At 39.0% G+C, this 25,305-nt stretch carries 31 protein-coding genes; 22 read left to right on the top strand and 9 right to left on the bottom strand.

Features of this window, described 5'->3' with window-relative positions; translation table 11 throughout:
* Window positions 1–79 precede the first annotated feature (79 nt).
* Together SCI76_RS23665 and SCI76_RS23670 are read left to right on the top strand one after the other, a co-directional pair.
* Window positions 80–1,477: an NCS1 family transporter gene (locus SCI76_RS23665; protein ID WP_394556457.1), complete on the top strand. Its 1,398-nt coding sequence runs from the start codon at window positions 80–82 to the stop codon at window positions 1,475–1,477.
* A gap of 194 nt (window positions 1,478–1,671) precedes the next feature.
* The gene (locus SCI76_RS23670; RefSeq protein WP_013058052.1) at window positions 1,672–1,821 is read left to right on the top strand and encodes a hypothetical protein; all 150 of its coding nucleotides are present in this window, start codon (window positions 1,672–1,674) and stop codon (window positions 1,819–1,821) included.
* A gap of 77 nt (window positions 1,822–1,898) precedes the next feature.
* Here the strand turns inward: SCI76_RS23670 and bglA are convergent, their stop codons facing one another.
* Both bglA and SCI76_RS23680 read right to left on the bottom strand, forming a co-directional pair.
* Window positions 1,899–3,338 carry a 6-phospho-beta-glucosidase BglA gene (bglA, locus tag SCI76_RS23675; RefSeq protein ID WP_168761044.1) on the bottom strand — a complete coding sequence of 480 codons (1,440 nt, stop codon included), beginning with the start codon at window positions 3,336–3,338 and terminating at the stop codon, window positions 1,899–1,901.
* A 13-nt stretch (window positions 3,339–3,351) separates the two neighbouring features.
* Window positions 3,352–5,235, bottom strand: coding sequence for a beta-glucoside-specific PTS transporter subunit IIABC (locus SCI76_RS23680; protein ID WP_407544524.1), 1,884 nt, complete (start codon window positions 5,233–5,235; stop codon window positions 3,352–3,354).
* 168 nt (window positions 5,236–5,403) lie between these two features.
* Here SCI76_RS23680 and SCI76_RS23685 point away from each other — a divergent pair, with 168 nt between their 5' ends.
* The 3 genes from SCI76_RS23685 to SCI76_RS23695 all read left to right on the top strand — a co-directional run bounded on the left by SCI76_RS23685 (window position 5,404) and on the right by SCI76_RS23695 (window position 6,982).
* Complete coding sequence (locus tag SCI76_RS23685; RefSeq protein WP_014459154.1) at window positions 5,404–6,114, top strand: GntR family transcriptional regulator; 711 nt, start codon at window positions 5,404–5,406, stop codon at window positions 6,112–6,114.
* A 170-nt stretch (window positions 6,115–6,284) separates the two neighbouring features.
* Entirely contained in the window at window positions 6,285–6,467 is a 183-nt protein-coding gene (locus tag SCI76_RS23690) for a hypothetical protein (protein ID WP_260505744.1), read from the top strand.
* Window positions 6,468–6,490: 23 nt separating this feature from the next.
* Window positions 6,491–6,982: a GNAT family N-acetyltransferase gene (locus SCI76_RS23695; RefSeq protein ID WP_328175061.1), complete on the top strand. Its 492-nt coding sequence runs from the start codon at window positions 6,491–6,493 to the stop codon at window positions 6,980–6,982.
* Between the two features lie 82 nt (window positions 6,983–7,064).
* Here the strand turns inward: SCI76_RS23695 and SCI76_RS23700 are convergent, their stop codons facing one another.
* Window positions 7,065–7,493, bottom strand: a complete 429-nt coding sequence (locus SCI76_RS23700) for a hypothetical protein (RefSeq protein ID WP_048019553.1) — start codon at window positions 7,491–7,493, stop codon at window positions 7,065–7,067.
* A 158-nt stretch (window positions 7,494–7,651) separates the two neighbouring features.
* The gene (locus tag SCI76_RS23705; protein WP_221832484.1) at window positions 7,652–8,545 is read right to left on the bottom strand and encodes a DMT family transporter; all 894 of its coding nucleotides are present in this window, start codon (window positions 8,543–8,545) and stop codon (window positions 7,652–7,654) included.
* A gap of 114 nt (window positions 8,546–8,659) precedes the next feature.
* On the opposite strand from SCI76_RS23705, the gene SCI76_RS23710 reads away from it, so the two are divergent.
* The 13 genes from SCI76_RS23710 (at window position 8,660) to SCI76_RS23770 (ending at window position 16,434) form a co-directional block, all read left to right on the top strand.
* Window positions 8,660–9,532: a LysR family transcriptional regulator gene (locus SCI76_RS23710; protein WP_221832499.1), complete on the top strand. Its 873-nt coding sequence runs from the start codon at window positions 8,660–8,662 to the stop codon at window positions 9,530–9,532.
* Window positions 9,533–9,662: 130 nt separating this feature from the next.
* A complete protein-coding gene (fabI, locus tag SCI76_RS23715) occupies window positions 9,663–10,442 on the top strand; it encodes an enoyl-ACP reductase FabI (protein WP_014459159.1) in 780 nt (259 codons plus the stop codon).
* A 270-nt stretch (window positions 10,443–10,712) separates the two neighbouring features.
* Window positions 10,713–11,030 carry a hypothetical protein gene (locus SCI76_RS23720; protein ID WP_045290693.1) on the top strand — a complete coding sequence of 106 codons (318 nt, stop codon included), beginning with the start codon at window positions 10,713–10,715 and terminating at the stop codon, window positions 11,028–11,030.
* A 344-nt stretch (window positions 11,031–11,374) separates the two neighbouring features.
* Window positions 11,375–11,740 (top strand): sulfurtransferase, encoded by a 366-nt coding sequence (locus SCI76_RS23725; RefSeq protein WP_221832501.1) that lies wholly within the window; start codon window positions 11,375–11,377, stop codon window positions 11,738–11,740.
* Entirely contained in the window at window positions 11,730–11,990 is a 261-nt protein-coding gene (locus SCI76_RS23730; RefSeq protein WP_028409367.1) for a metal-sensitive transcriptional regulator, read from the top strand. The genes SCI76_RS23725 and SCI76_RS23730 overlap by 11 nt, the downstream gene beginning before the upstream one ends.
* A gap of 91 nt (window positions 11,991–12,081) precedes the next feature.
* Window positions 12,082–12,309 carry a sulfurtransferase TusA family protein gene (locus tag SCI76_RS23735; protein ID WP_028414566.1) on the top strand — a complete coding sequence of 76 codons (228 nt, stop codon included), beginning with the start codon at window positions 12,082–12,084 and terminating at the stop codon, window positions 12,307–12,309.
* 46 nt (window positions 12,310–12,355) lie between these two features.
* Window positions 12,356–12,838 carry a DsrE/DsrF/DrsH-like family protein gene (locus SCI76_RS23740; protein ID WP_013058040.1) on the top strand — a complete coding sequence of 161 codons (483 nt, stop codon included), beginning with the start codon at window positions 12,356–12,358 and terminating at the stop codon, window positions 12,836–12,838.
* Between the two features lie 27 nt (window positions 12,839–12,865).
* Window positions 12,866–13,222 (top strand): rhodanese-like domain-containing protein, encoded by a 357-nt coding sequence (locus SCI76_RS23745; RefSeq protein ID WP_407544530.1) that lies wholly within the window; start codon window positions 12,866–12,868, stop codon window positions 13,220–13,222.
* A 22-nt stretch (window positions 13,223–13,244) separates the two neighbouring features.
* Window positions 13,245–13,541, top strand: coding sequence for a rhodanese-like domain-containing protein (locus tag SCI76_RS23750; protein WP_407544532.1), 297 nt, complete (start codon window positions 13,245–13,247; stop codon window positions 13,539–13,541).
* 55 nt (window positions 13,542–13,596) lie between these two features.
* Window positions 13,597–14,148 carry a sulfurtransferase TusA family protein gene (locus SCI76_RS23755; RefSeq protein WP_034263896.1) on the top strand — a complete coding sequence of 184 codons (552 nt, stop codon included), beginning with the start codon at window positions 13,597–13,599 and terminating at the stop codon, window positions 14,146–14,148.
* Between the two features lie 62 nt (window positions 14,149–14,210).
* A complete protein-coding gene (locus tag SCI76_RS23760; RefSeq protein WP_407544534.1) occupies window positions 14,211–15,338 on the top strand; it encodes an MBL fold metallo-hydrolase in 1,128 nt (375 codons plus the stop codon).
* A gap of 24 nt (window positions 15,339–15,362) precedes the next feature.
* Window positions 15,363–15,587, top strand: a complete 225-nt coding sequence (locus SCI76_RS23765; RefSeq protein ID WP_301862423.1) for a sulfurtransferase TusA family protein — start codon at window positions 15,363–15,365, stop codon at window positions 15,585–15,587.
* A 70-nt stretch (window positions 15,588–15,657) separates the two neighbouring features.
* Entirely contained in the window at window positions 15,658–16,434 is a 777-nt protein-coding gene (locus SCI76_RS23770; RefSeq protein ID WP_394531968.1) for a sulfite exporter TauE/SafE family protein, read from the top strand.
* Window positions 16,435–16,461: 27 nt separating this feature from the next.
* Here the strand turns inward: SCI76_RS23770 and SCI76_RS23775 are convergent, their stop codons facing one another.
* Window positions 16,462–16,638: a hypothetical protein gene (locus SCI76_RS23775; protein ID WP_014459168.1), complete on the bottom strand. Its 177-nt coding sequence runs from the start codon at window positions 16,636–16,638 to the stop codon at window positions 16,462–16,464.
* Window positions 16,639–17,110: 472 nt separating this feature from the next.
* Here SCI76_RS23775 and SCI76_RS23780 point away from each other — a divergent pair, with 472 nt between their 5' ends.
* From SCI76_RS23780 to SCI76_RS23790, 3 genes are all read left to right on the top strand, one after another.
* Complete coding sequence (locus SCI76_RS23780; RefSeq protein WP_407544537.1) at window positions 17,111–18,313, top strand: PLP-dependent aminotransferase family protein; 1,203 nt, start codon at window positions 17,111–17,113, stop codon at window positions 18,311–18,313.
* 65 nt (window positions 18,314–18,378) lie between these two features.
* Complete coding sequence (locus SCI76_RS23785; protein WP_407544539.1) at window positions 18,379–18,921, top strand: dienelactone hydrolase family protein; 543 nt, start codon at window positions 18,379–18,381, stop codon at window positions 18,919–18,921.
* A 107-nt stretch (window positions 18,922–19,028) separates the two neighbouring features.
* Window positions 19,029–19,643, top strand: coding sequence for a GNAT family N-acetyltransferase (locus SCI76_RS23790; RefSeq protein ID WP_407544541.1), 615 nt, complete (start codon window positions 19,029–19,031; stop codon window positions 19,641–19,643).
* Between the two features lie 48 nt (window positions 19,644–19,691).
* Here SCI76_RS23790 and SCI76_RS23795 read toward each other — a convergent pair whose 3' ends face one another.
* The 4 genes from SCI76_RS23795 to SCI76_RS23810 all read right to left on the bottom strand — a co-directional run bounded on the left by SCI76_RS23795 (window position 19,692) and on the right by SCI76_RS23810 (window position 24,179).
* The gene (locus SCI76_RS23795; RefSeq protein WP_407544543.1) at window positions 19,692–21,638 is read right to left on the bottom strand and encodes an FtsX-like permease family protein; all 1,947 of its coding nucleotides are present in this window, start codon (window positions 21,636–21,638) and stop codon (window positions 19,692–19,694) included.
* Window positions 21,628–22,389, bottom strand: a complete 762-nt coding sequence (locus tag SCI76_RS23800) for an ABC transporter ATP-binding protein (RefSeq protein ID WP_014459175.1) — start codon at window positions 22,387–22,389, stop codon at window positions 21,628–21,630. The genes SCI76_RS23795 and SCI76_RS23800 overlap by 11 nt, the downstream gene beginning before the upstream one ends.
* Before the next feature lie 100 nt (window positions 22,390–22,489).
* Window positions 22,490–23,494 (bottom strand): HAMP domain-containing sensor histidine kinase, encoded by a 1,005-nt coding sequence (locus tag SCI76_RS23805; protein ID WP_099000399.1) that lies wholly within the window; start codon window positions 23,492–23,494, stop codon window positions 22,490–22,492.
* A complete protein-coding gene (locus tag SCI76_RS23810) occupies window positions 23,487–24,179 on the bottom strand; it encodes a response regulator transcription factor (protein WP_063247539.1) in 693 nt (230 codons plus the stop codon). The genes SCI76_RS23805 and SCI76_RS23810 overlap by 8 nt, the downstream gene beginning before the upstream one ends.
* 170 nt (window positions 24,180–24,349) lie before the next feature.
* Between SCI76_RS23810 and SCI76_RS23815 the strand changes: the two genes are divergently transcribed.
* Complete coding sequence (locus SCI76_RS23815; protein WP_407544546.1) at window positions 24,350–25,264, top strand: NAD(P)-dependent alcohol dehydrogenase; 915 nt, start codon at window positions 24,350–24,352, stop codon at window positions 25,262–25,264.
* The last annotated feature ends 41 nt before the right edge of the window (window positions 25,265–25,305 follow it).

Genomic DNA, 25,305 nt, shown 5'->3' on the forward strand with positions numbered 1-25,305 from the left:
CTATGTACATGTTAAGTTAACTTACATTAGATGTTAGTTTAGGGCGTGTAAGCACCATAAAAAAGGAGTTGAGTGTATAGTGTCTACAAATGCAACAAGTACCGTCATAGAAGAGGTACATTCTCATCAAGATAGGGGTCTTGATCCGTCACTAAAGCCAAAAGCGGAAAGTGATCGAAAGCTAACTCCGCTGTCCTATATGTTTATGTGGATTGGAGACGGCGTTAATTTAGGAAATATGACGCTTGGTGCGAGCTTAGTAATTGCGGGTACAGCGGTATTAAATCTTTTTCAAACGTTTGTGGCAGCCATTATTGCTATTGGTATTATTTCTACTTTTTTTGTGTTAAACGATCGAATTGGCTATAAGACGGGTATACCGTATGTGATGCAGCTTCGAATGTCTTTTGGCATAAAAGGCTCCGTTATATCGTCTCTTTTACGAGGTATTCCAGCTATCATTTGGTATGGTTTCCAAAGCTGGACAGGGGGTACAGCTTTAAACGAAATTGGTAAAATTGTGAGCAAAGGGTCTTTTGACAATCTTGTTCTTTGTTTTATTATCATTCAACTGCTGCAAATTGTTCTTTCGCTGTACAGCTTCCACGCGGTTAAATGGGTAGAGATGCTTGCGTCGATCATTATATTGCTTGGTCTTGTGTATGTATTTGGTGTTCTTTTAACGTCTCATAGTGAAGTAGTAGGGGAGAAGTGGGTACATACAAAAGGCTCGTGGGGACTTCCGTTCTTTTCTTTCATCATGATGTTTATGGGTAATTATGCGGCGATTTTTCTAAGCGCAGCCGATTACTCCAGAGAGCTAAAGCCAGGCATTAGCGACAAGAAACGCGGATTTTTATATTTTACACCAATTCTAGTAGCCTACGGATTTGTTCTTACAATCGGGGCTATGCTTGCTTCTGCTACGGGTATTTCCAATCCAGTTAAAGCGTTCGCGGTTGTAGTCGATAATTCGTATATCACTGTTGCTGTATCAGCATTTATTGTGATTGGCGTGATTGCCGTAAACATGGTGGCAAACATTATTCCGCCTACGTATGTCATTACGCTGCTGACAAAAGCAAACTATAAAGTAGCGGTTACGATTACCGGGCTGCTTGCCTTTTGCTCGTTCCCTTGGGTGCTTGTTCAAGATTCATCAGCTGCAGGTCTTGGTTTGTTCATTTTGATTTACTCTGCTTTTTTAGGGCCGATTGTTTCTATCTTACTAGTCGATTACTATATTTTACGGAAGCAAAAAGTGAATGTAGAGGAATTGTATCAAGAAAAAGGGCCATTTTCCGGCTACAATCCATGCGCTTTGCTTGCGATGCTCATCGGTGCAGGCGCTGCGTTTATTGAAGTTGATTTAGGCTGGATTATAGGAGTAGTAGTCGCAGGAGTTGCGTATATTCTTTTAACGAAATTTGCTTTTAAACACTCAAAGTTCAAAAAAGGAACCATCTTTGAACAATAATATTCAATAGATAAAAGTCTTTGCTTACGGCAAAGGCTTTTTCTTTTATCGCGTCAGAGTAAATCTCTTTGTCTAGTTTCCTAAAAAGTGGGTAAAGTAAAGAAGAGTAAAAAGTAACCTCTATTAGGAGTTGCTTTGAACAGAAGCGCATCTAATGTATTGCATCAATCATAGCTTAAAGGAGAGGGCAGAGTATGTATGAATTTAGAGTGTATACTCTTCGAGATGGAAGCGAAAAGGTAATCAAAACGCTGAAACATGAATCGTTTGCTGATGAAATTCAACGAGCGGGAATTAAGCAAACAGAAATTGCGCAAACGCAGCTAGTAGATAAACCGAGATAACGTATTTGCATTTATTTTTACATTTAAAAAGGCCGGTTTCCTGTGTCTTCACGCAGGAAACCGGCTTTTCTGATTTCTTATAGTTCTTCACCGTTTGTTTCAATTACATGTTTATACCAGTTAAAGGAATCTTTTTTGTAGCGCTCCATCGATCCGTTTCCTTCGTTGTCACGGTCGACATAAATCATCCCGTATCGTTTTTTCATTTCGCCTGTTGTAAAGGAAACAATATCAATAATTCCCCACGGCGTGTAGCCCATTAAATCAACACCATCGTACGTTACAGCTTTTTCTAACGCTTCGATGTGCGATTTTAAATATTCAATTCGCGATGCGTCATGAATGGAACCGTCTGCTTCAACCGTATCGATGGCGCCAAATCCGTTTTCTACAATGAATAGCGGAATTTGATAGCGGTCGTAGAAGCGATTTAATGTATAGCGCAAGCCCGTTGGATCGATCGACCAGCCCCAATCGCTTGATTTGATATAAGGGTTTGCTACGCCGTTTGGCAATCCGCCGTTTACGATATCACCCGTATTATCAGCTTCAACGTCGCTTTTAACCGTTGTGGACATGTAATAGCTGAAGCCTAAATAATCTACTTTTCCGTCTCGTAAAATTTCTTCGTCACCTTCTTCAAACGGAATGTGATAGCCTTCTCGTTCAAATTCTTTTAACGCGTAGCTCGGGTAATAGCCGCGAACTTGAACGTCAGGGAAGAAGTAGCGCTGTCTCATTGTTTCTTCTGCTAACATCACATCCTCAGGGTTTGAAGAATACGGATAGATTGGCACATGTGACACCATTGCTCCGATTTGGAAATTTGGATTGATTTCTTTTCCTTTTGATACGGCAAGAGCGCTTGCTAAAAGTTCATGATGTCCTGCTTGATACATCACTTCTTTTGCATTTTCACCAGGCTTTACAGAAACGCCTGAGTTCGTCCATAAGAATAGAGGATTGTTTACGTCCATTTTGTTGTTGATTTCATTAAACGTCATCCAGTACGTGACTTTGTCTTTATAGCGGTCGAAACAAACTTCAGCGAATTTCACAAAGCAATCTACCACTTTTCGACTTCTAAATCCGCCATATTCTCGAGCTAAATGCAGAGGCATTTCAAAGTGAGACAGCGTAATAACCGGTTCAATCCCGTGCTTTAACAGTTCATCAAATACATCGTCGTAAAATTTTAGTCCTTCTTCGTTTGGCTCAGCTTCATCGCCTTTAGGGAAAATACGGCTCCAGCCGATAGACGTTCGCAAACATTTTAAGCCCATTTCTGCAAACAGTGCGATATCTTCTTTGTAGCGGTGATAAAAATCAATCGCTTCGTGATTTGGATAGAATTTATCTTCTTCCACTGCTTCAGTGATTTGTCGCGGTACACCGTGCGCACCTGCAGTCATAACGTCTACTACGCTCGGTCCTTTTCCGCCTTGATTCCATCCACCTTCAAATTGATGAGCTGCTAATGCGCCGCCCCATAAAAAATCTTTTGGCATCTTTGTCATTGTTAGTTCCTCCTTATTTCACTACGGTAAATAATGTTTGATTTAGTCCGCTATTTTCAACATCTTCAACGATTACTTCTCGGTAAGCGTTTGAATTTGTGATAATAACCGGTGTAATCGTTTGTAACCCTTGTGTTTCAATAAATTCTTTATCAAATTCAATTAGTAAATCGCCTTTTTTAAACTTTACACCGTCTTCTACGTGCAGGGTAAACGGCTTGCCGTCTAACGTAACGGTATCTAATCCAATATGAACAAGCAGCTCAACGCCGTATTCTGAACGAAGGCCGATAGCATGCTTCGTTGGTGCTACCATGACTACAGTTCCGTCAAAAGGTGCATAAAGCTTGTTATCTGAAGGATCAATCGCTAATCCTTCTCCCATCGCACCTGAGCTGAATACTTCGTCCGGTACGCTAGAAAGTGGGATAACTTTCCCGCTAAACGGTGCGCTGATTGTTTCTTCATTTTCGTTCGGGTTGCTGACAGCTACTTCGTTTAAAGGAGCAGCTGCAGCTTCTTTTGCTGCGTCTTCTCCGTAGCCAAATACTTGAATAAGCACAACTGGAAGAATAATCGCAATAGCACATCCAATTAAAATTCCCCAGATTGACATCGGATAGTCTTGGCTAATACCGTTTACAATGGTCAACGGTCCAGGCAATCCTGCGTAAGCAAAGTAATATGGGTGAAAGAAACTTGCTACAACGGCACCAATAGCACCTGAAACGCATCCAAAGATAAACGGCTTTTTAAAACGTAAGTTTACGCCGTAGATAGCTGGCTCTGTAATACCAAATAATCCTGTTATTCCGGCTGATACGCTTACTTTACGTGCTTCTTGGCTTTTTGCTTTTAAAATAACCCCAAGCACCGCTCCAACTTGAGCAACTACGGCAATTGTTTGATACGCTTGAAATGAATCTCTGCCGTTTAAATCAAAGTTTGCAAGCACCATCGGCGTAATTCCCCAATGTACTCCAAAGATAACAACAATTTGCCAGAAGCCGCCAATGATTGCTCCAGCTAAGGCAGGTACGTTTTCAGCTAAAAAGTTATAGCCGTGAGCGATTCCGTTAGCTCCCATCGTTGTAACGGGGCCAATGAGTAAAATCGTTATAGGAACCATAATCACCATACATAAAAACGGAACAAACAGCGGTCTAACCACTTCATGAATGCTCTTGTTTAGGAACCTTTCAAGGTAAGACAAAATCCATACTAAAAATAAAGGCGGTAAAACAGAAGAAGTATAGATTGTTTCGGATAAGGGAAGACCGAAAAACGAAATGCTGCTTCCGTCGGCAATTTTGGCCGCCATTTCTGCCCATGTTGGACTGACTAATGCGGCACAGCACGCCACTGCGATGTAGGTGTTGGTTTTAAAATGCTTGGATGCTGTGATGGCAATAAAGATAGGTAAAAAAACAAACGGTGCCCACGAAATAAAGCTTAATACTTGATAGGTGCCCGTTTTGGCAAAGCTATCCGAAAACAAATTAATTAAGATTAACGAGCCCTGTAAAATTCCTGCCGCTGCTAAGATGTATACAAACGGTGCAAACACAGCGGACATTGTAGCAATCACACGGTTTAAAATCGTGCCTTTGTTTTCAGTTTGCTCCTCTGCTGTATCCAAATTTACTAAACTAGCAAACTCTTCATAAACGTCTCCTACGTGCTGTCCAATAACGACCTGAAACTGCCCGCTGTTTTCAACAACCGTAATGACACCAGCCATAGAAGACACCTTACGTTTGGCTTCTGGCTTCGAGCGCTTTAATACAATTCGCAGCCTCGTAGCACAGCGTGTAGCGCTTACGATATTTTCTTCGCCGCCTACTGCATCTAAAATATCTGCTGCAAGCTTGTGATAATCTCTAATTTTCCCTCCCATATGTTCAACCCCCTTGTTGAGTATACGCTTTCAGTATAATTGTATCGATACAATTTATCAATACCCAAATAAAATAATAATCAATAAATAATTTAAGTTTATGGGATGGAGTTAGATTATGGTATAATCGTGTTATTCTTGAGACAAATTCAGTAAAGAGGTATAGCTATGATCAAATACCAACAAATTGCAATTGAAATTGAAACCTATATTGAAGAACACAAGCTTCAGCAAGGAGACAAGCTGCCGGTATTAGAAACGCTGATGGCACAATTTGAGGCGAGTAAAAGTACAGTAACAAAGGCCTTAGATCTATTAGAAAAAAAAGGCGTGGTTTTTCAAGTGAGAGGAAGCGGCATTTTTGTCCGTCGTCATAAACGGAAAGGATATATTGGCTTGCTTTCCAATCAAGGATTTACGAGTGAACTTGAAGATTTTCAGTTAACTTCGGAAGTGATTGAGCTAGATGTACGAAAGCCGACGCAAGAAGCGGCGTTAAATTTAAACATAGAAGAAAATAGTGACGTCTATTATGTCAAAAGAGTACGGTATATTAACGGCCAGACGCTGTGTCTAGAAGAATCGTTTTATAATAAGTCCATCGTTACGTACTTAAATAACGAAATTGTTTCTCAGTCTATTTTTCATTACATTAAAGAAGGCCTTGGCTTAAAAATCGGGTTTTCTGATCTATATCTTCACGTCGGCAAGCTGAACGAAGAAGAAGCAAAGTACTTAGGATTAAAAGAAGGCGATCCTAAATTATTTATTGAAACACTTTTTCATTTAGCGAACGGCCAGCCGTTTGACTTTTCAAAAGTGACATATAACTACGAACAGTCTCAGTTCTTTTTACAAGCAACGAGTCATGTTTTATAAAAAAGTGCCCGTCTCTCAATTACTAAGGAACGAGAGGCAGGCACTTTTTTTTCATTTCTTCGATAAAAACATGAAAGAAGATAAAGATTGTAATAAATAGGAAATTAATATACGATAAAATGGTTACAGGGTTTATAGAGATAAGGAAATGAGGTGCTAAGTTGAAAAAGATGCTGAGCTACCTTATTCCAATGCTTTTTATATTTGGTCTGCTTTCCATGAATTTATTTCAGCCGACTAAAGGCGATTTTATCGCTGTAGGTGTGATATCGATTCTTGCAGGTGCCGTAATTGGTTTTATAATGAACATAGGTTGTGCAGTATTAAAAACAGTCAAAAATAAGGTGGAGTAAACTGATTAGAGGCGGTGGAGGTTTTGAGTGAAAGTATCATCATTCAGCCATATGCTAGTAAGTATCAACAAGAAGTAGTGGACTTAATTCTTCCTATTCAGCAGCAAGAATATCACATTCCAATAACGGAGAAAAATCAGCCCGATTTATTTAAAATCGAAAGCTTTTATCAACAGGGCAACGGAAACTTTTGGGTTGCTGTTTGCAACGAAAAAGCAGTAGGAAGCGTAGCTTTAATAGACATTGGACACCGTCAAGTAGCGCTACGGAAAATGTTTGTAGCCAAACCTTATAGAGGAGCCACCTTCAAAACAGCTCACCGTTTATTGCATACAGCCATCGCGTGGGCAAAAGAGAGGGAAGTGGAAAGAATATACTTAGGAACGACGTTACAATATAGGGCTGCGCATCGATTTTATGAGAAAAATGGCTTTCAAAGTATAGAGAAAGAAAAGCTGCCTGCCAATTTTCCGGTGATGAACGTAGATAAAAAGTTTTATACATATGGGGTGTAAGTTGTGCTATTATGCAAAATCATATCGGTTAGTGTAATGAACGATAGCGATGTGTCTGTAGCAAAACATCTAAAAAGACGGTCTATGTATAATAGACCGTCTTTTTAGATAGCTTGTTTATCAAGATAGATGATAGCCCAAACGGCAGTGAACAGCTCAACGTTACAATAAGGATTCGCGGAAAGAGACTAAAAGCCGATATTCCGTCACTTAGCAAAAATAAAGTTAATACGGCGAGTGCTCCCACTATACCGAAAAGAAGATATAGGATTAGTTCAATTAATATTTGAAATGAAGTTATGTATTTCATGATGTTTGCTATAGCTATTGAACAAGGGATGCCTACTATAATAATAAATGGAGCGGTAAGATACACACCAATAAGCAAAGTCGATAAATAATCTACTATACTTGTATAGCCAAGGGAATTTAATTCAAATATTTCAATGCAAACCGCACCGCCGCATATCGATGAAGCAATAGTTGCAAGTATTCGTTTAATAAGCTTCACAGTCGTTCTCCTAGACCTATTTTCATCTAGAATAGCAATATAGTTTAAAAAATACTAGCATCTATTAAAAGAAAAGTGGAAATAGTGTTGGGGCTGCTATAAGAAATCTTATATCTTAGCTTCATAACAAAAGCCGCTAGGTTCTTATCTAGCGGCTTTTACTTTGGCAAAGTCTCTTGGTAATGAACTCTTTTTTTAAATAGCAAATCGTCTAATTGAGCAATTAAAATCCCCGCAATCAAAATAATAGAACCAACAAGGTCTTTAAGCGTAAACAGCTCATGCAAAAAGAGAACGGCAAACAGCGCAGCAAAAATAGGCTCTGTTGCAAAAATAAGTCCTGTGTGAGTAGGAGTTGTATAGCGCTGCGCAATGGCTTGACAAATGAATCCAATCGCGCTGCAAAGAACGCCAAGACCTAAAATCGCAATCCATGATGATAACGTAGTTGGAATGCTGGGGTGTTCAAATAAAAAGCTGCAAATCAGTGCAAATAATCCAGCAAACCCTAGCTGTAAAATGCCGAGTGCAATTGGGTTTTCATTTTTCGTAAACGTGCCGGTCAAGGTAATATGAATGGCATAACATAGTGCGGTTCCGATGCAAAGTACATCACCCGTATTCATATGAAAGGAGTGCTTTAAAGTTAACACACCTATACCGGTTAGGGTAGTGATGATTCCGAGCCCAATCGGCCAAGAAGGAAGCTTCTTCACTAACAAGCAGTTGAGCAACGGAACAAAAATGACCGTTAAACTGACAAGAAATCCAGCGTTTGAAGCAGACGTCATGCTGACGCCAAACGTGACAAATGCAAAAACGGAAAACAGTAAAAAGCCTAAAATAGCGGATGATAAAATCGTTTTGCGCGTGATTTGCCGTAAAGGCTTATGAAAAAACAGCCCGGCAATGAAAAAAGCAATCAAACATCTAAGCGCAATAATGGTAAATGATCCGAGTGAACTCAGCCCCATTTTCATAAACACGTACGACATACCCCAAAATACGTTTACCCCAATCATCATCATATTTGCTCGTGTGCGGTAACTCACGTTCAGCCCTCCATTTTTTATCATGTACCCACAGTATACAAAGGAATTTGATATTAATAAAATGAATCTTTATAATGATGAACGTGAATTAAATTCATGTTGGGGTGGGATAAAATGAGCTTAGTGAAATATGAAATTTTAAACAAAGTAGTGGAATTGCAAAGCTTTACAAAAGCGGCAGATGCGATGGCGCTAACGCAGTCAGCGGTCAGCCATGCCATTACAAATCTCGAAACAGAATTTGGATTTCCGCTTGTGAATCGAAACAGATCAGGTATTACCTTAACAACAGAAGGCGAAACGATGCTTCTTGCCATTCGGAAAGTGCTGCAAGAAAATGAAAAAGTTCATCAAGAAGCAGCCAGTCTCTTAGGCCTTGCAAAAGGAACCATTAAAATCGGTATTTTTAAAAGCGTGTCGACCAAATGGCTTCCTGAAATTATTCAGCTGATGGAAAAAAACTACCCTGAGATTCAAATTCAGCTCAAGGAAGGCGACTACCTTGAAATTGAACAGTGGCTGCTAAGCGGAGAAATAGACTGCGGCTTTATTAACATTACGCATTCAAGTCAATTTCATATTATTTCTTTAAAAAAAGACCCGCTGCTGTGTGTCGTATCAAATCAAAGTGCTTTGTATCATCAAAAAAACGTTTCCTTTAAAGATTTAGAGAAAGAACCGTTTATTATGCCGACATACGGCGGATATCATGATATTAAGCAATTGTTTGAAGAACAGGGGGTTCAGCCTGAAATTCGCTTTGAATTAATGGATGAAAGTGCTATCCTATCGATGATTACGTATCACTTAGGCATTAGTATTTTACCTGAAATGCTTTTGGATTCAATCCCGCAAGAGCTGCGTGCGATTCCGTTTCAAGTGGATAGCTACCGTTCGATTGGTCTAGCTACTCGTTATCATCTTTCACCTGCAGCCAAAAAATTTGCTGAAACAACGCAAGCATGGCTGCAGGATTCGGATAAATAGGAGATTATTTATAGAGTAAAATCGGTTAATTCATAAGACTCTTAGGAACTAAGCGCATCTTTGTGCTATAATAAAGCTATACAATTACCTATTAGTCATCATTGATGACTAATTTTTTTTGGAGGATATTATGGAAGATTTATTACAATTAAAGAACAAGAACATTGTGATTATGGGAGTTGCCAACGACCGAAGTATTGCTTGGGGTGTTGCAAAAGCCCTTCATCAAGTAGGAGCAAACTTAATTTTTACATACCGTAAAGAACGTTCACTAGGAAAATTGAACAAGCTTTTAGAAAAAAATGAAATTCAAGCATCATTAATTGCTGAATGTGACGTAAACAGTGACGAAAGCATTGAAGCAGCGTTCAAAAAAATCGGAGAAGAAGCAGGTACAGTTCACGGAGTGATTCACTCTGTTGCGTTTGCTCATTCAGAAGATCTAAACGGCGAGTTTATTAATACGTCAAGAAGCGGATATGCATTTGCTCAAGACACAAGCGCTTATTCATTTATCGCTGTAGCGAAAGCAGCAAAACCTCTTATGACAGAAGGCGGTTCTCTTGTAGCAATGAGCTATCTTGGTGCAGAACGTGCAGTTGAAGGCTATAATGTAATGGGCGTAGCGAAAGCAGCACTTGAGTCTTCAGTAAAATACTTAGCATTAGACTTAGGAAAAGACAATATCCGCGTAAATGCGATTTCAGCAGGCCCAATTCGTACGCTTGCAGCAAAAGGCATTTCTGACTTTAACCAAATTCTTCACAAAGTTGAAGAAAAAGCACCTCTTAAGCGTAACGTAACGCAAGCAGAAGTTGGCGACATGACGGTTGTATTACTGAGCCACCTTTCACGCGGCGTAACAGGAGAAATCGTACACGTAGACGCTGGCTATAATATTGTAGGTTAATTGCAAAACACCTTCTCGAATGAGAAGGTGTTTTTTTCATGGGAAGACAAATGCATCCCAAAAAACACAGATCCCTTAAAGAAATATTCATTCTATACTTCTAGATAAATACGTGCTTCCACTTGTAAAACAAGAGCTCATGCCTATAAGTAAAGAGAAGAAATACGTAATTTAATTCATAATTAATCAAACGCCTATATTTTAAAATAGATAAGCTCTAAATTCTAAAAAGAACATATGATGTGGCAAAGGAAAAGGAGTTGACGAAATATGCATCAAGGACAGCAACATTATATTCCATGGGAACAATGGCATCATCAGCATCCTCAAGGCACGTGGAATCAATGGCATCAGCAACATCCTCATGTCCCTTGGGAGCAGTGGCACAAACAGTATCCGCACGGCACATGGAATCAATGGCATCAACAACATCCATACACACCTTGGAATCAGTGGCATCAGCAGTATCCGCACGGTTCGTGGAATCAGTGGCATCAGCAAAATCCATATGTGCCATGGAATCAGTGGCACCAGCAGCATCCACACAGTTCGTGGAATCAATGGCATAATATTTATCATCAAAGCTAATCAGCTTTTTACCACAAAAGGTCCAGTTCCCAAGGAGAACTGGACCTTTTGTGCGCAGATGGTGAATGGTGCAGTAAGCTTATTTTTTAGTCATTTATATGAGCCCAGGTGATGCATGAAAACGGAAAAGTCTGTTTGGTCTATAGGGGAGGGGGTACACACAGTAAAGGAGATTAAAGAAAACATTCATGATTCCTAAGGTGTATAAAGTGGATTGATTCGTATGAAAGGATTCATGTAAATAAGTAAAATTAAATATAATTTTCTCGCTTGACAATATACCTATAGGGGTATAATATAAAGCGTGTAAACAACATCAATTCAATAGCAAGGCGGTGATTGTTATGCTCTATATAGCAGTATTGTTGCTTGCTACTTTATTTATTGCATACAGACGTTATTATCCAGTTAAAGGAATACAGTGCATACGGGAATCTGAAGCAAAAGAACTTGGGCGAACGGTTGTAGATATTCGTCATTATCATGAAGTTCATGATTCGATTAGTATAGTTATTCCGTATGCGTATCTCAAACGCTTTTATTCAGAAATTCCACAGGGAAGCGTTCATCTGATTGCTGGAGATAGAGTGGAATTAAATTTAGGCGTACGGTTCTTACGAAAAAGAGGTTTTCAAGTGCGCAGCTATGAGTTAGCAGCGTGTAAGTGTCAACGTAAAGGAAAGAAAGGGGTATTCGATTATGGAGTATAACCAACAAGTGAAAAATCGGCTGCGCCGAATCGAAGGGCAGTTAAAAGGCGTGCTTAGCATGATGGAACAAGGAAAAGACTGCCGAGACGTCGTGACTCAATTATCTGCTGCAAGAAGTGCCATTGATCGCACAATGGGAGTTATTGTGAGCAGTAATCTTGAACAGTGCGTCAGAGAAAGCCTGGAGCAAGGAGAGCCAACGGAAGGGTTAGTGAAAGAAGCTGTACAGCTGTTAGTGAAAAGTCGTTAATCGTTGTCACCTTATTTAAGGTTGACGAATATCATTATTTAATATAATATACCCTTACAGGTATATGTATATAAAAGGAGAGATAATCATTATGAAAATTGATCAAGTTTTAGATGCAAAAGGATTAGCGTGTCCAATGCCAATCGTAAAAACAAAAAAGGCAATGGATACTTTAACAACAGGCCAAGTATTAGAAGTGCAAACGACAGATAAAGGTGCTAAAAGTGATCTAACAGCTTGGGCAAAATCAACAGGACACGAGCTTATTGATTTTAAAGAAGAAGGAAGCACATTTATCTTTTACATTCAAAAGAGCTAATTTTTTTAGAATTAAATATACCCCATAGGGTAATAGGAGGAACAACATGACTGAGCAAAAGAAACGAACAACAATTGTATTATTTAGCGGTGATTATGACAAAGCGATGGCAGCTTATATTATTGCTAACGGAGCGGCTGCTTATGACCATGAAGTGACGATATTCCATACGTTTTGGGGATTGAATGCGCTTCGTAAAGAAGAAATGGTGCCGGTGAAAAAAGGATTTTTAGAAAAGATGTTTGGCAAAATGATGCCGCGCGGTGCGGATAAAATGGGCTTATCTAAAATGAACTTTGCAGGTATGGGACCTAAAATGATTAAAAATGTCATGAAAAAGCATAATGCCCTAACGCTGCCGCAGCTTATCGAAATGGCACAGGAACAAGACGTTAAGCTAGTAGCTTGTACAATGACGATGGATCTTCTAGGGTTACAGGAAAAAGAGCTGCTAGATAATATTGAATATGCAGGCGTAGCGGCGTATTTAGCCGACGCAGAAGACGGAAACGTAAACTTATTCATCTAAAAGATAGCTCATGAAGCGAGGGTTAATATGATTATCAATGCGCTTATTATCGTTTTTCTGCTGTGGTTTTTGTATCAGCGTTTTGCAACAGTAAAAGGTATTCAGCAAATAGCCACAACGGAGTTAAAAGCAAAGTTAAAAAATAAAGATAACCAGTTTATCGATGTGCGAACACCACATGAATTTCGTACCAAACATATTAAAGGGTTTCGAAACATTCCTTTATCAGAATTGCCAGCGCAAACAGGTCAGCTTTCAAAAGGCAGAGAAGTAGTCGTTATTTGTCAAAGCGGAATGAGAAGTATGAAAGCAAGTAAGCTGTTGAAAAAGCAAGGTTTTATATCCATTACCAACGTTAAAGGCGGCATGAATACGTGGAGATAAATCAAGAAGGAGGAGACGCAGAGTGAAGACAATAGCAGCACAAGAAGTAGAACACTTAGTAAAAAAGCAAGAACAAATTCACATTTTAGACGTGCGTGAAGTAGAGGAAGTAAAAACAGGTAAAATACCAAACGCGTTAAATATTCCGCTTCCTTTATTGGAATTCCGTATGCATGAGTTAGATAAAGCAAAGAATTATATTGTTGTCTGTCGTTCTGGTGGCAGAAGCGGAATGGCAGCTCGTTTTCTTGAGCAGAAAGGCTACAGTGTAACGAATATGACCGGCGGCATGATGGAGTGGAAAGGGGAAACGGTCTAATTTTTTTAGATAAAAATATACCCCTACCAGTATTTAAACCAAGGAGGAAAAAGAAATGATGCAAGCAAACTTCGTATTAGATGCAAAAGGGTTAGCATGTCCAATGCCAATCGTAAGAACAAAGAAGAAAATGAATGAATTAGAAGCAGGTCAAGTGCTAGAAATTCAAGCAACGGATAAAGGCTCTACCGCGGACTTACAAGCGTGGGCAAAAAGCACAGGTCATGAGTATTTAGGTACCGAGGCAGCAGGTGACGTTCTTCACCACTTTCTTCGTAAAGGCGGAGCTGAAGAAAACGTAACGCCAATTCCTGAAATTTCATTAGAAGAATTTGCGAAAAAAGTAGAGAATGATGAACATCTTCATATTTTAGACGTTCGTGAAGTAGAAGAATACGATGAAGCTCATATTCCAGGCGTGGTTCATATTCCGCTTGGTGAAGTAGAAAAACGTTTCAATGAGTTAAATAAAGAAGATGAAATTTATATTATTTGCCACTCTGGAAGACGAAGTGAAATGGCAGGCCAAACAATGAAAAAGCAAGGATTTAAACATTTAATTAACGTGGTTCCCGGTATGCGTGACTGGACGGGTAAAGTAGAATAATCAATTGAACATAGCGAATTAAAAAATTTTGATAGTTTATATACCTAAGGAGGTATTTTAATATGACAGTGCATGTGCTTACTGCAAAAGAAGTTACATCTAAAATTATCAATAAAGAACCGCTATTTATCTTAGACGTTCGTAACGAAAGTGATTTCAGCGATTGGAAAATTGAAGGTCATCAATTTCAGCATTTAAATGTTCCATACTTCGATCTTTTAGACGGAGTAGAAGAAATCTTAGAAAAAATCCCTTCTGATAAAGAAGTGTTAGTTGTCTGTGCTAAAGAAGGTTCATCCGTGATGGTAGCTGACATGCTTTCAGAAGCTGGTCTTACCGTATCGTACCTAAAAGGCGGTATGAAAGCGTGGAGTGAGTACTTAGAGCCTGTTAAAGTTGGCGATTTAAAAGACGGCGGAGAAATTTATCAGTTTGTTCGTATCGGTAAAGGATGCTTATCTTATATGATTGTATCAAACGGGGAAGCTGCTATTATTGACGCGACGCGTATGGCAGATGTGTACATCGACTTTGCCAAAGAACTTGGTGTCACTGTTAAGCACGTGTTTGATACGCACCTTCATGCAGATCACATTTCAGGAGGAAGAGTCATTGCGGAAGCAACAAATGCAGCGTACTGGCTGCCTCCAAAAGATGCACAAGAAGTGATTTTTGACTACAAGGCTTTAGAAGAAGGCAGCGATGTCGTAATTGGTAACACAACGATTACGATTCAGCCTCTTTATTCACCGGGTCATACGATTGGGTCAACTTCATTTATCATAGACGATCAATATTTGCTTTCAGGTGATATTTTGTTCATCGATTCAATTGGACGTCCTGATTTAGCTGGTATGGCTGAAGACTGGGTAGGCGATTTGAGAGAAACGCTTTATACACGTTATAAAGCATTGTCAGATGAGTTAATCGTATTGCCAGCTCATTTTATGATTATTGATGAGCTAAATGACAACGGCAGCGTAGCTGAAAAGTTAGGTACGTTGTTTGCAAAAAATCACGGATTAAATATTGAAGACGAAGCAGAGTTCAGACACTTAGTAACAGATAATTTACCGCCGCAGCCAAATGCGTATCAAGAAATTCGTGAAACCAACATGGGAAAAGTAAGCCCAGATGAAGAAAAACAGCGTGAAATGGAAATTGGACCAAACCGCTGTGCGATTCGCTAAAACCTAAACAAAGGAGAGAGAGAAATGGAATCAACTAAAGTACTAGATGCAAAAGGGATGGCATGTCCAATGCCGATTGTTAAAACAAAAAAAGCAATGAATGAACTAGAAGCAGGTCAAGTATTAGAAATTCACGCAACGGATAAAGGGGCAAAAAATGACCTTGCAGCCTGGGCAAAATCTGGCGGTCACGAGCTTCTTCATACAGAAGAAGGCGACGTTCTTAAATTTTGGATTAAAAAAGGATAAGAAATAATAGACGAAAAGGGTATCTCTTGTAAAAGGTACCCTTTCCTTATATGAAACGGAGCGACTATAGATGGATCTTACATTTATCATCACGCTTTTTCTTATTGGATTTATTGGGTCGTTCATTTCCGGTATGGTCGGTATTGGCGGGTCTGTTATTAATTATCCGATGCTGTTGTATATTCCTCCATTAGTAGGAGTAGAAGCATTAACGGCTCATCACGTCTCAGGTGCAGGAGCCATTCAAGTATTCTTTGCGACATTAGGCGGCGTATGGGCGTATCGAAAAAGCGGATTTTTAAACAAATCATTAATTTTATACATGGGCAGCAATATTCTAATTGGGAGCATGCTTGGAAGCTACCTCTCACATTATATGAGTGAACAAGGATTAAATGTTGTATATGGAGTTTTAGCTCTTATTGCGGTTATGATGATGTTTATTCCAAAGAAAAATGTAGATAAGATAAAAGAAGGCGAACTTCAATTCAATAAAGGACTAGCTTCTATTTTATCACTGCTTATTGGAGCCGTAGCAGGAGTGTTAGGAGCAGGGGGAGCCTTTATTTTAGTTCCTGTGATGCTTGTGGTGCTTAAAATTCCAACTCGAATAACCATCGCAACTTCACTAGCCGTTACCTTTATTTCTTCCATTGGTTCAACGGTTGGAAAGCTGGTGACCCATCAAGTCCCATTTATACCGGCACTTATTTTAGTTGCGGCAAGTTTAATTGCCTCTCCAGTCGGTGCAAAAGTTGGTCAGAAAATGAATACAAAAGTGCTTCAGTGGATCCTTGCCGGTTTGATTTTAGCAACGGCAATTAAGATTTGGTGGGGGCTACTATAAAAAAGCTATGGATTCCCATAGCTTTTTTTATATTGTTCCATTACTTTCTACATACGTTTCAAGCGCAGGGTGAAATTCTTTTTGATAGTGGTTAGACGGACACACTTTCACTACAGTCGCGTGAAGTGCATTAGATTTTGATGTATTTAACACTTGCTTACATTTTGGGCATCGTTCATTAAACAGAAAATGAAACCATTTCACTTTTCATCACTCCTGTACTAAAACCTTTAAATCTTATCGAGTTAATAAGGATTATAACGAGTTTTATACGGCAGGTCAATGAAAAGGGAAAGGAATCTTACATAATGGTTTACTGAAATAAATATATTTGTATAAAAAATTAAGAATTTGTAGAATTTATTGTTTATTTATTTGAATTTTATGTTATCCTTTTTAACATACATTAAATATAAGGCCACATTTATCGTACGACCTTTGAATTGTATTACAGATAGGGAATAAGAAAATATATATTGAAAGGAGAAAGGGAGAGTCAGAGAGGACGCACATGCTAGTTGTCTGTTAAAAAGGCATCTTTCAAGCTGTAAAAGCTGCATAATCTCATGAATAGAAGCATCCGTCTTAATTTTTCTGACTATTCGAATAATTAGTTTTGCCATTGAAAGTTTGAGTCACTGCAAAAGTTTAAAATCTAAAAAAGGAATGATCATCAATGAAAGATAAATTTGCCCAACGAGCTAGTCTTGTAAAATCCTCTGAAACGCGCGAAATTTTAAAAGTAACGGAACGACCAGAAGTGATTTCGTTTGCAGGAGGACTTCCAGCTCCGGAACTGTTTCCCGTTGAAGCAATGAACGATGCGTGCCGCGCCGTATTAAATGAAGACGGAGCCGCTTCGCTTCAATATAGTACAACTGAAGGGTATATTCCTTTACGAGAAGCCATTTCGACACGAATGAAGCATATCGGCATCGAGTCTGCTGTTTCAAACATTTTAATTACGTCCGGATCTCAGCAGGCAATCGATCTTACAGGAAGACTTTTTCTTGATGACGGAGACGTGGTAATCTGTGAAAGTCCAACGTACCTAGCAGCCATCAACGTCTTCAAATCTTACAATGCAACGTTTGTAGAAGTAGATATGGACGAAGACGGAATGATTATGGAAGAGCTGGAGAAAAAACTTCAAGAAAATCCGCATGCTAAATTTATCTATACAATTCCAGATTTTCAAAACCCTACAGGACGCACCTTAACGCGAGAAAGACGTCAGCGAATGATCGAGCTTGCGAATGCATACGACGTGCTGATTGTAGAAGACAATCCGTACGGAGGCGTTCGATTTGCAGGAGAAACGCTGCCGCCGGTTAAGCATTTTGATACAGAAGGCAGAGTTATTTATATCAGCACATTCTCTAAAATTTTTGCGCCAGGTCTTCGAATCGGCTGGGTGTGCGCAGATGAAGCTTTCATTGATAAGTACGTAGCGTTTAAGCAAGTGGCTGACTTGCATACGGACAGCTTTGCTCAGCGCGTAACGGCTAAGTACATGGAGCTTTACGATATCGAAGAGCACATTCAAAAAATCAAAGCCGTATACAAAGAGCGATGTACGCAAATGTTATCGTGCATTGAAGAATTTTTCCCGGAGAATTTGTCTTACAGTAAGCCAGAAGGCGGATTGTTTATTTGGGTGGAACTGCCCAAAGGAATCGATTCAGCACATATCTTTTCAGAATGTCTAAAAAATAACGTAGCCTGCGTGCCGGGAACTCCTTTCTTTCCAAATGGTACAAGAAACAACGCGCTGCGCTTGAATTATTCGAATATGTCTGCGGAGCAAATCGTAGAAGGCATGAAGCGCATGGGAGACGTATTGCACCGTGAACTGGCGAGAGAAACGACTGTTTTATAAAAGAAATGAAAAAATCAAATAAAGCCATTTTATTAATTCATGAAATATACGGTGTGAACGATCATATGAAGTTTGTAAAACAGGAATTGTCTAAGTTAGGGGCAGATATTATCTGCCCTCACTTATTATCTAGAGACATTCCTTATAGTTATGAAGAAGAAGCAATTGCTTATCAGAACTTTGTTCAAAACATTGGGATTGACGAGGGTTCAAAACAAATTACTAACATGTTAATTCAGCTAAAACAAGAATATGAAGAAGTAGGGATCATGGGATTTAGTGTAGGAGCCACAATATCGTGGCTATGCAGTGAAAACAATTTGTGTGACTTTGTGATTGGCTGTTACGGATCGCGCATCAGAGACTATATAAATAGACGTCCTGTGTGTCCAACTCTTCTTATTTTTCCCGCTGAAGAGCAAACATTTGATGTAGACTGTTTAATAAACTCACTAGAGCAAAAAAGAGAGCCGCTTTTGGAAATCAAAAAGTTTTATGGATTTCACGGGTTTATGAATCCTTTTTCACAAACCTTTAATAAAGAATCAGCGGACGAAGCCTTCCAAACAGTAAGTGACTTTCTCGAAAAGCACTTAGCTGATCACTAGCTATACACGCTGAAAGTGATACCTTGCAATAAGCAGAAACTGACCCTTTTTCAGTACATATACCTGTATTAACATTTTCTTTAAACGTATCAAAAAGGAGTGAGGTTATGCTAAAGTCAGTTGAACTTGTAGGAACAGCGGTAAAGCTAGTGCCCCTTGAAAAAATGCATGAGCAAGGACTCTATGAAGCTGCAAAACCGAAAGAAATTTGGGAGCATCTCCCGGTAAAAGTTCATCGTCTAAGTGATATGAAACAGCTGATTGAAAGTGCTTTAACAGCAAAGCAGGAAGGAAGAGAGCTGCCTTTTGCTGTGTTTGATATAGAGTCACATTCGATTGTAGGAAGCACAAGATTTTTAGATATATCACTTCCTAACAAAAGCGTAGAAATAGGGTGGACGTGGTATCATCCATCCGTGTGGCGAACGCGAGTCAACACGGAGTGTAAGTATTTATTATTAAAATACTGTTTTGAAGAGCTGAAGTTTCACCGCGTTCAGTTCAAAACGGATGTGCGAAACAAGCGGTCTAGAGCGGCTATTAAACGCTTGGGTGCCACGCAAGAAGGCATCACCAGAAAACACATGGTTTTACCTGATGGATACGTACGAGATTCGGTTATTTTCAGTGTAATTGACGACGAGTGGCCGTTTGTCAAAAAGCGACTAGAAGGTTTTTTACATGCAGCCAGTCAGGGAAATAAAGAAAATGCCAGCAATTAATGGCATGTAAAGATAAAAAGCACAAGCTATAGCTTGTGCTTTTTATCTTTAAAGAGCTTCTTTAATAATTTTTTTATAGTAAAGAACAGATAAAATACCAAAAATAGAGTACAGCGCCGTATAGACAATCATGACGATAATCATTGGTGTCCAAAGCTCTGTTCCAAACCAGAACCAGCCGGATTGTACGGCAAAATAGCTGTGAAGCAACCCTACGATTAACGGAATGCCGAAGTTAAAGAGCTGCTTAATTTTTATTCCGTTTAGTAAGTCTTTTTCGGTAAAACCTAGCTTTCTAAGAATGGTATAGTTTGGCTTTTCATCTTCACTTTCGTCCATTTGCTTGAAGTAAAGAATGCACCCTGACGTGATTAAAAAGGCCAGTCCTAGAAAAGCAACAATGAACATAATTAGACCCATAGTCTGCTTTTGGCTCCCCATCATATCCATACGGGAATCATTTAAGCTGTTATTGCTAAATTTCATTTCTCCGAAAAGCTCATTTGCTTTTTGTATGTTATCTTCATTTGATATGTCTATTCCAGTGTAGATAGACGATTCTTTTTGAATAGAAGGGTCCGCATCCTTTTTAAGCTCATTAAATACGTGAGTGTCTACAATGGCAGTAGGCAAACCGCCCCCGGTAAAATAAATAGGTAGAAGAAATTCTCGATTTAATCCTACAAATTTTTGTGGAATTACTTTTTGCTTTCCTTTTAACTCAATTTGTCCCGAATCTTTAAATGCCATTGTTTTTTGAAGCATATTATTATACCCGGTAAACAAGGTTTCGTTTTGAGCTAGATTTAAGCCATTAACTGATTTTTCACTAATCATCGGAATCGTCATAGCAGATGAGTCGACCATTGGACTTTTTAGTTCATGTTCTAAGATGCTTTTTACGTTTGCTTTTACTTGGATGACGTCAATCTTTTTTTCCGTATATGCTATCTTCTTTTGATCCAGCGCGGCTTTAAACGAAGCAGCGTCTTTTGTATTATTGATCGAAAAATCGTTAGGTACATAGTCTCCAGCCGACTTTTCAGCAGAGTAATAGGAAATGTAGCTCAAACATAGAAAACCGATAGCAAGAGCCGATACGGTTGTAATAACCGTCAGCAACAGTGCGTTTGATTTCATCCGAAACATAATGGAAGAAAGAGATAATACATCGTTAATCGATAAATAGCCTTTTTTGCTTTTACGCATAAGATTTAATAAAAATCGAATCGAGCCTTTATAAAACAAGTAAGTACCTATGATAACTGAAGCTAAAATAGATAACATGGCGATTGACAAAGCATTCATGCTTGTAAAAGATCCGTCAAACAATTTAGCAGAAATATAGTAGCCGGAAACAATAAAGATCATGCCAAGAATTCCAATAATAATTTCAAATATACTAATTTTTTTCGTTTTGCCTTCTGTCGATGAAGTAACTCGGAATAGGGCTAAAATGGTCTGTCTTTTAATAAAAAGATAGTTCATCGTCATGATTAACAAATAGATGACGCCGAACACAATCAGCGTTTGAATCAAGGCTTCTTCTGAAAAGTGAAGCTTGGCAATGCCTTTTGTATCGGTGATTTTAAATAAAATCATGATGATTACTTTTGAAAATGAAAATCCGATTAAAATGCCGACAATCAATGAGCTAAAGTACAGCATAAAATTTTCAGCCGTCAAGATACGAAAAATTCTTGTTTTTGTCATGCCAATTAGCTGAAATAAGCCAATTTCTTTACTGCGCCGTTTGATAAATATCGTGTTTGCATATAATAGAAAGATAGAAACAATGGCTACAAGTAAAACAGAAGCGGCCCGAACGGCTGCGCCTCCTTTAATGGAGCCTTTGGTTGCATCAAGAGCAGGATCATACTGAAGCGTGACAAAAGCAAAATATAAAGCTGCGCTGAAAACCAGTGCAAAAACGTACAAATAATAATTTTTTACATTCTTTTTGAAGTTGCGGAAAACGAGCTGATTAATATTCATCTTGGACTCCGCCTAGTACGCCTTGAGTTTTCATAATATCTTCAAAGAAGTCTTTTCGCGTTTGGTCGCCTTTATACAGCTGCGTATAAATTTGTCCGTCTTTTATAAAAATGACTTTACTACAGTAGCTGGCTGCCACTGGGTCATGCGTTACCATCACAATCGTTGCGCTTCTTTTATCATTAAGCTCGGTCAGTTTGTTTAACAAATCGCTGGCTGCTTTTGAGTCAAGTGCACCGGTTGGTTCGTCAGCAAAAATCATGCTTGGTTCATGAATAAAGGCTCTTGCGGCAGAGGTACGCTGTTTTTGTCCGCCCGAAATTTCATTTGGATATTTATCTTTGAGCTCATAGATGCCAAGCTGTTTGGCTAGCGCGTCAAATTTTTTGTGAGCTACTGCTGAAGGAGTTTTGACAACAGAAAGCGGCAAGAGGATATTTTCTTTGACTGTCAGTGTATCCAGTAAGTTATAGTCTTGAAAAATAAAGCCTAAATGTGTTTTTCGAAAGTTTGCTAACTGCTTTTCTTTCATTCTGCTAATTTCATTTCCTTCAATTTTGATGGTTCCGCCGTTGATTTTATCAATCGAGGAAAGCACGTTAAGAAGCGTCGTTTTACCTGAGCCGGAAGCCCCCATAATTCCTACAAATTCTCCTTTCATAATCGTAATATCTACACCTTTTAATACTTCTTGTTTATTAAATTTATTTCCGTAGCTTTTATGAATATTAGTAGCTTCTAATATGTTCATATGTACTCACTCCTTTAATCTGATACGTTTATTATAAAAAAAGAGCCTTGCGTTTTCCTTTGATTCACCGAACAAATGACGAAAGCATGTGACATTTTTGTCACATGCTTTTCATATCAACAAAATCATTTGATTTAGGAAAGGCAAGTGTAAACGTCGTGCCTTCGTTAAGAGCTGACTGCACGCCAATGTGAATAGAAAGAGCGTGCGCAGCTTTTTGAGCGAGATACAAACCCATACCTGTGGCACGGCTGTCTTCATGCTGAGTAGTGGAGGTAAAACCTTTCTCAAAAATGCGCGGCATATCTTGAGGAGAAATGCCGCGTCCGCTGTCTTTTATCTCGACGTACACTTGACCATGGTGCTTGTAGCTTCTAATCATCACGTCAGATGCTTCACTGTACTTGACTGCGTTTGTTAAGAGCTGTCTCATAATAAACGAAAGCCACTTTGCGTCACACAGTACACGTTCTGCCTGTATGTCCACATCAAACCCAATATTTTTTTGCATACACCAAGCTTGCAGCGTTTTGATTTCAGTGAAAATAAGGGACTCTAAATCCAGATGTTCAATATACATATCATTTTCGATAAAGAAAATGCGCTTTTGATGCAGCTGTTGATCAAGTAAAAAGTGAATACGGAGCCACTCGAACGTCAAGTTTGCTTTAACTTCTCGATTTTCTAAGCGTTCAATTATTAAATGCATTGCAGTTAACGGCGTTTTAATTTCGTGAATCCAAGCTAACATTTCATCTTTTTCCTGCGTCACGTGCAGCTGGGTTTGCACCGCATCTTTTTTCGCCTGTTCTAATTGTTGCATCAGATTTTGCTGAACAATCTTTTCAAAGGGGCGCAGCGGATGAGAAAGAGTAGAAGAATCAAAGAAATCCTCTTCATCTTTTAACCCTTGGTAAAATTTCGTTTCTTTCTGATAGCGGAAGACGCAAAAAATAAGAAAGATAATCGATGATAAAAACACGATATAAAGAATCGAAGACAGAGGAATGGATTCATCAATATAAGCGATAAAAAGCATTAAAAGATGCATCATAAAAAAGAAAAGAATCCAGCTTAGACGCTCGCGAATAAAGAGTTTAATCATAGCGTTCCTCTTCAATCGCTACGTAGCCTTGACCGACTTTTGTTTCAATAAAGCTTCCCAGTCCAATTTCATCTAACTTTTTTCGCAGGCGATTGACGTTTACCGTTAGGGTATTATCACTGATAAACCGTTTATCTTCCCACAAACTATTAATCAGCTCATCTCGGCTTACAATCGTATTCTTTTTATATATTAAGCATTTTAAAATAAAGATTTCATTTTTGGTTAACTCAATAGCTTTAGATTCCGTTGATACTTTATTTTTTTCGTAATCAATCGTTGCGCCTTGCCACGAAAGAAGGCTTACTTGTTCAACGCTGTAATTATACACGCGGCGGAGAAGGGCTTGTATTTTTGCTACAAGCACATCAAAATGAAACGGCTTTTGCACAAAGTCGTCGGCTCCAAACTGCATAGACATGACCATATCAGAAGGATGATCTCGTGAAGATAGGAATATAATAGGGATTTTCGAGTGAGAGCGAATCATTCTGCACCAGTGGAATCCGTCATACTTCGGCAGCTGAATATCCATAATCACTAAATCAGGTTTTACCTCGCTAAACTCCTGCATAGCGTTACTGAAATCACGGATGCCATAAACATCATATGACCATTGCTCCAACCGCTCTTTCAGTTCGTTAAACAGCGTTACATCATCTTCAATTAAAAGAAGTTTAAACAATAACACGTACCACGCTTTCTGTTTTTATACTTATTTTATAGCAATATCCTTTTATTTACCATATGTGACAGTAGATTCACCGGCGTTCTTTATAAAATGTGAAAGAATAGCTTTCGACGAGCATAGTTTATAAACATATATTGAACTCTAGTGAAAAAAGGAGAGCTGTTATGAAAGCAATGGTATGTACAAAGTATGGTAAACCAGATGTTCTTCAGCTTGAAGAAGTGGAAAATCCTATTCCAAAAGAGAATGAAATACTGATAAAAATTCATGCCACCACGGTCACATCGGGCGACTGCAGAGTGAGGAGCTTTAACAGTCCACTGCTGTTGTGGCTTCCAATGCGAATAGTTTTAGGATTACGGAAGCCTAGAAAATCAATACTAGGCGTAGAGCTGGCCGGAGAAGTAGAGGACGTCGGAAAGAACGTAACGCGGTTCAAAAAAGGCGACCAGCTGTTTGCGATGACTGGTATGAAGTTCGGAGGATATGCGGAATATATCTGCTTACCAAAAAAGGGGACAATAGCCGTAAAGCCAGAGAATGTAACCTGTGAAGAAGCCGCCTCTATTTCTTTTGGCGGCACGACGGCTCTGCATTTTTTTAGAAAAGGAAACATTCAAGCTGGTCAAAAAGTGCTTATCTACGGTGCTTCAGGTGCAGTAGGAACTGCCGCTGTACAGCTTGCTAACTATTACGGAGCTGAAGTGACAGGCGTGTGCAGTGCTAAAAATAGTGAACTAGTAAAGTCTTTAGGAGCAGCCCGCGTCATCGACTACCAATACGAAAATTTTACTGAAAAAGAAGAAAAATACGATCTTATCTTTGATGCCGTTGGGAAAATCACAAAAAACCAGTCCAAGGAAGCGTTAGCCTTAAATGGACGCTTTGTTTCGGTCGAAGGGCAAGGAATTGCCAAAGTGCAGACGAAAGATTTATTGCTTCTTAAAAAGCTGATGGAAGAAGGGCAGATAAAATCAGTGATTGATAGATGCTACTCTTTAGAACAAATTCCAGAAGCTCATGAGTATGTAGAAACCGGACATAAAATAGGGAGCGTAGTCGTTACGTTAAAAAAGTAAAAAAGAGAATCTCTTTAAAAGATCCTCTTTTTTACGATATT

This window comes from Priestia sp. HNGD-A6, from assembly GCF_045784335.1.
In the GTDB taxonomy this organism is placed as follows: Bacteria; Bacillota; Bacilli; order Bacillales; family Bacillaceae_H; genus Priestia; species Priestia zanthoxyli.

Bases quoted from the DNA above. Each gene is read 5' to 3' on its own strand.
- SCI76_RS23670 (WP_013058052.1), top strand. From the start codon at position 1,672: ATGTATGAATTTAGAGTGTATACTCTTCGAGATGGAAGCGAAAAGGTA.
- bglA (WP_168761044.1), bottom strand. From the start codon at position 3,338: ATGACAAAGATGCCAAAAGATTTTTTATGGGGCGGCGCATTAGCAGCT.
- SCI76_RS23680 (WP_407544524.1), bottom strand. From the start codon at position 5,235: ATGGGAGGGAAAATTAGAGATTATCACAAGCTTGCAGCAGATATTTTA.
- SCI76_RS23685 (WP_014459154.1), top strand. From the start codon at position 5,404: ATGATCAAATACCAACAAATTGCAATTGAAATTGAAACCTATATTGAA.
- SCI76_RS23690 (WP_260505744.1), top strand. From the start codon at position 6,285: ATGCTGAGCTACCTTATTCCAATGCTTTTTATATTTGGTCTGCTTTCC.
- SCI76_RS23710 (WP_221832499.1), top strand. From the start codon at position 8,660: ATGAGCTTAGTGAAATATGAAATTTTAAACAAAGTAGTGGAATTGCAA.
- fabI (WP_014459159.1), top strand. From the start codon at position 9,663: ATGGAAGATTTATTACAATTAAAGAACAAGAACATTGTGATTATGGGA.
- SCI76_RS23720 (WP_045290693.1), top strand. From the start codon at position 10,713: ATGCATCAAGGACAGCAACATTATATTCCATGGGAACAATGGCATCAT.
- SCI76_RS23725 (WP_221832501.1), top strand. From the start codon at position 11,375: ATGCTCTATATAGCAGTATTGTTGCTTGCTACTTTATTTATTGCATAC.
- SCI76_RS23730 (WP_028409367.1), top strand. From the start codon at position 11,730: ATGGAGTATAACCAACAAGTGAAAAATCGGCTGCGCCGAATCGAAGGG.
- SCI76_RS23735 (WP_028414566.1), top strand. From the start codon at position 12,082: ATGAAAATTGATCAAGTTTTAGATGCAAAAGGATTAGCGTGTCCAATG.
- SCI76_RS23740 (WP_013058040.1), top strand. From the start codon at position 12,356: ATGACTGAGCAAAAGAAACGAACAACAATTGTATTATTTAGCGGTGAT.
- SCI76_RS23745 (WP_407544530.1), top strand. From the start codon at position 12,866: ATGATTATCAATGCGCTTATTATCGTTTTTCTGCTGTGGTTTTTGTAT.
- SCI76_RS23755 (WP_034263896.1), top strand. From the start codon at position 13,597: ATGATGCAAGCAAACTTCGTATTAGATGCAAAAGGGTTAGCATGTCCA.
- SCI76_RS23760 (WP_407544534.1), top strand. From the start codon at position 14,211: ATGACAGTGCATGTGCTTACTGCAAAAGAAGTTACATCTAAAATTATC.
- SCI76_RS23765 (WP_301862423.1), top strand. From the start codon at position 15,363: ATGGAATCAACTAAAGTACTAGATGCAAAAGGGATGGCATGTCCAATG.
- SCI76_RS23770 (WP_394531968.1), top strand. From the start codon at position 15,658: ATGGATCTTACATTTATCATCACGCTTTTTCTTATTGGATTTATTGGG.
- SCI76_RS23780 (WP_407544537.1), top strand. From the start codon at position 17,111: ATGAAAGATAAATTTGCCCAACGAGCTAGTCTTGTAAAATCCTCTGAA.
- SCI76_RS23785 (WP_407544539.1), top strand. From the start codon at position 18,379: ATGAAGTTTGTAAAACAGGAATTGTCTAAGTTAGGGGCAGATATTATC.
- SCI76_RS23790 (WP_407544541.1), top strand. From the start codon at position 19,029: ATGCTAAAGTCAGTTGAACTTGTAGGAACAGCGGTAAAGCTAGTGCCC.
- SCI76_RS23795 (WP_407544543.1), bottom strand. From the start codon at position 21,638: ATGAATATTAATCAGCTCGTTTTCCGCAACTTCAAAAAGAATGTAAAA.
- SCI76_RS23800 (WP_014459175.1), bottom strand. From the start codon at position 22,389: ATGAACATATTAGAAGCTACTAATATTCATAAAAGCTACGGAAATAAA.
- SCI76_RS23805 (WP_099000399.1), bottom strand. From the start codon at position 23,494: ATGATTAAACTCTTTATTCGCGAGCGTCTAAGCTGGATTCTTTTCTTT.
- SCI76_RS23815 (WP_407544546.1), top strand. From the start codon at position 24,350: ATGAAAGCAATGGTATGTACAAAGTATGGTAAACCAGATGTTCTTCAG.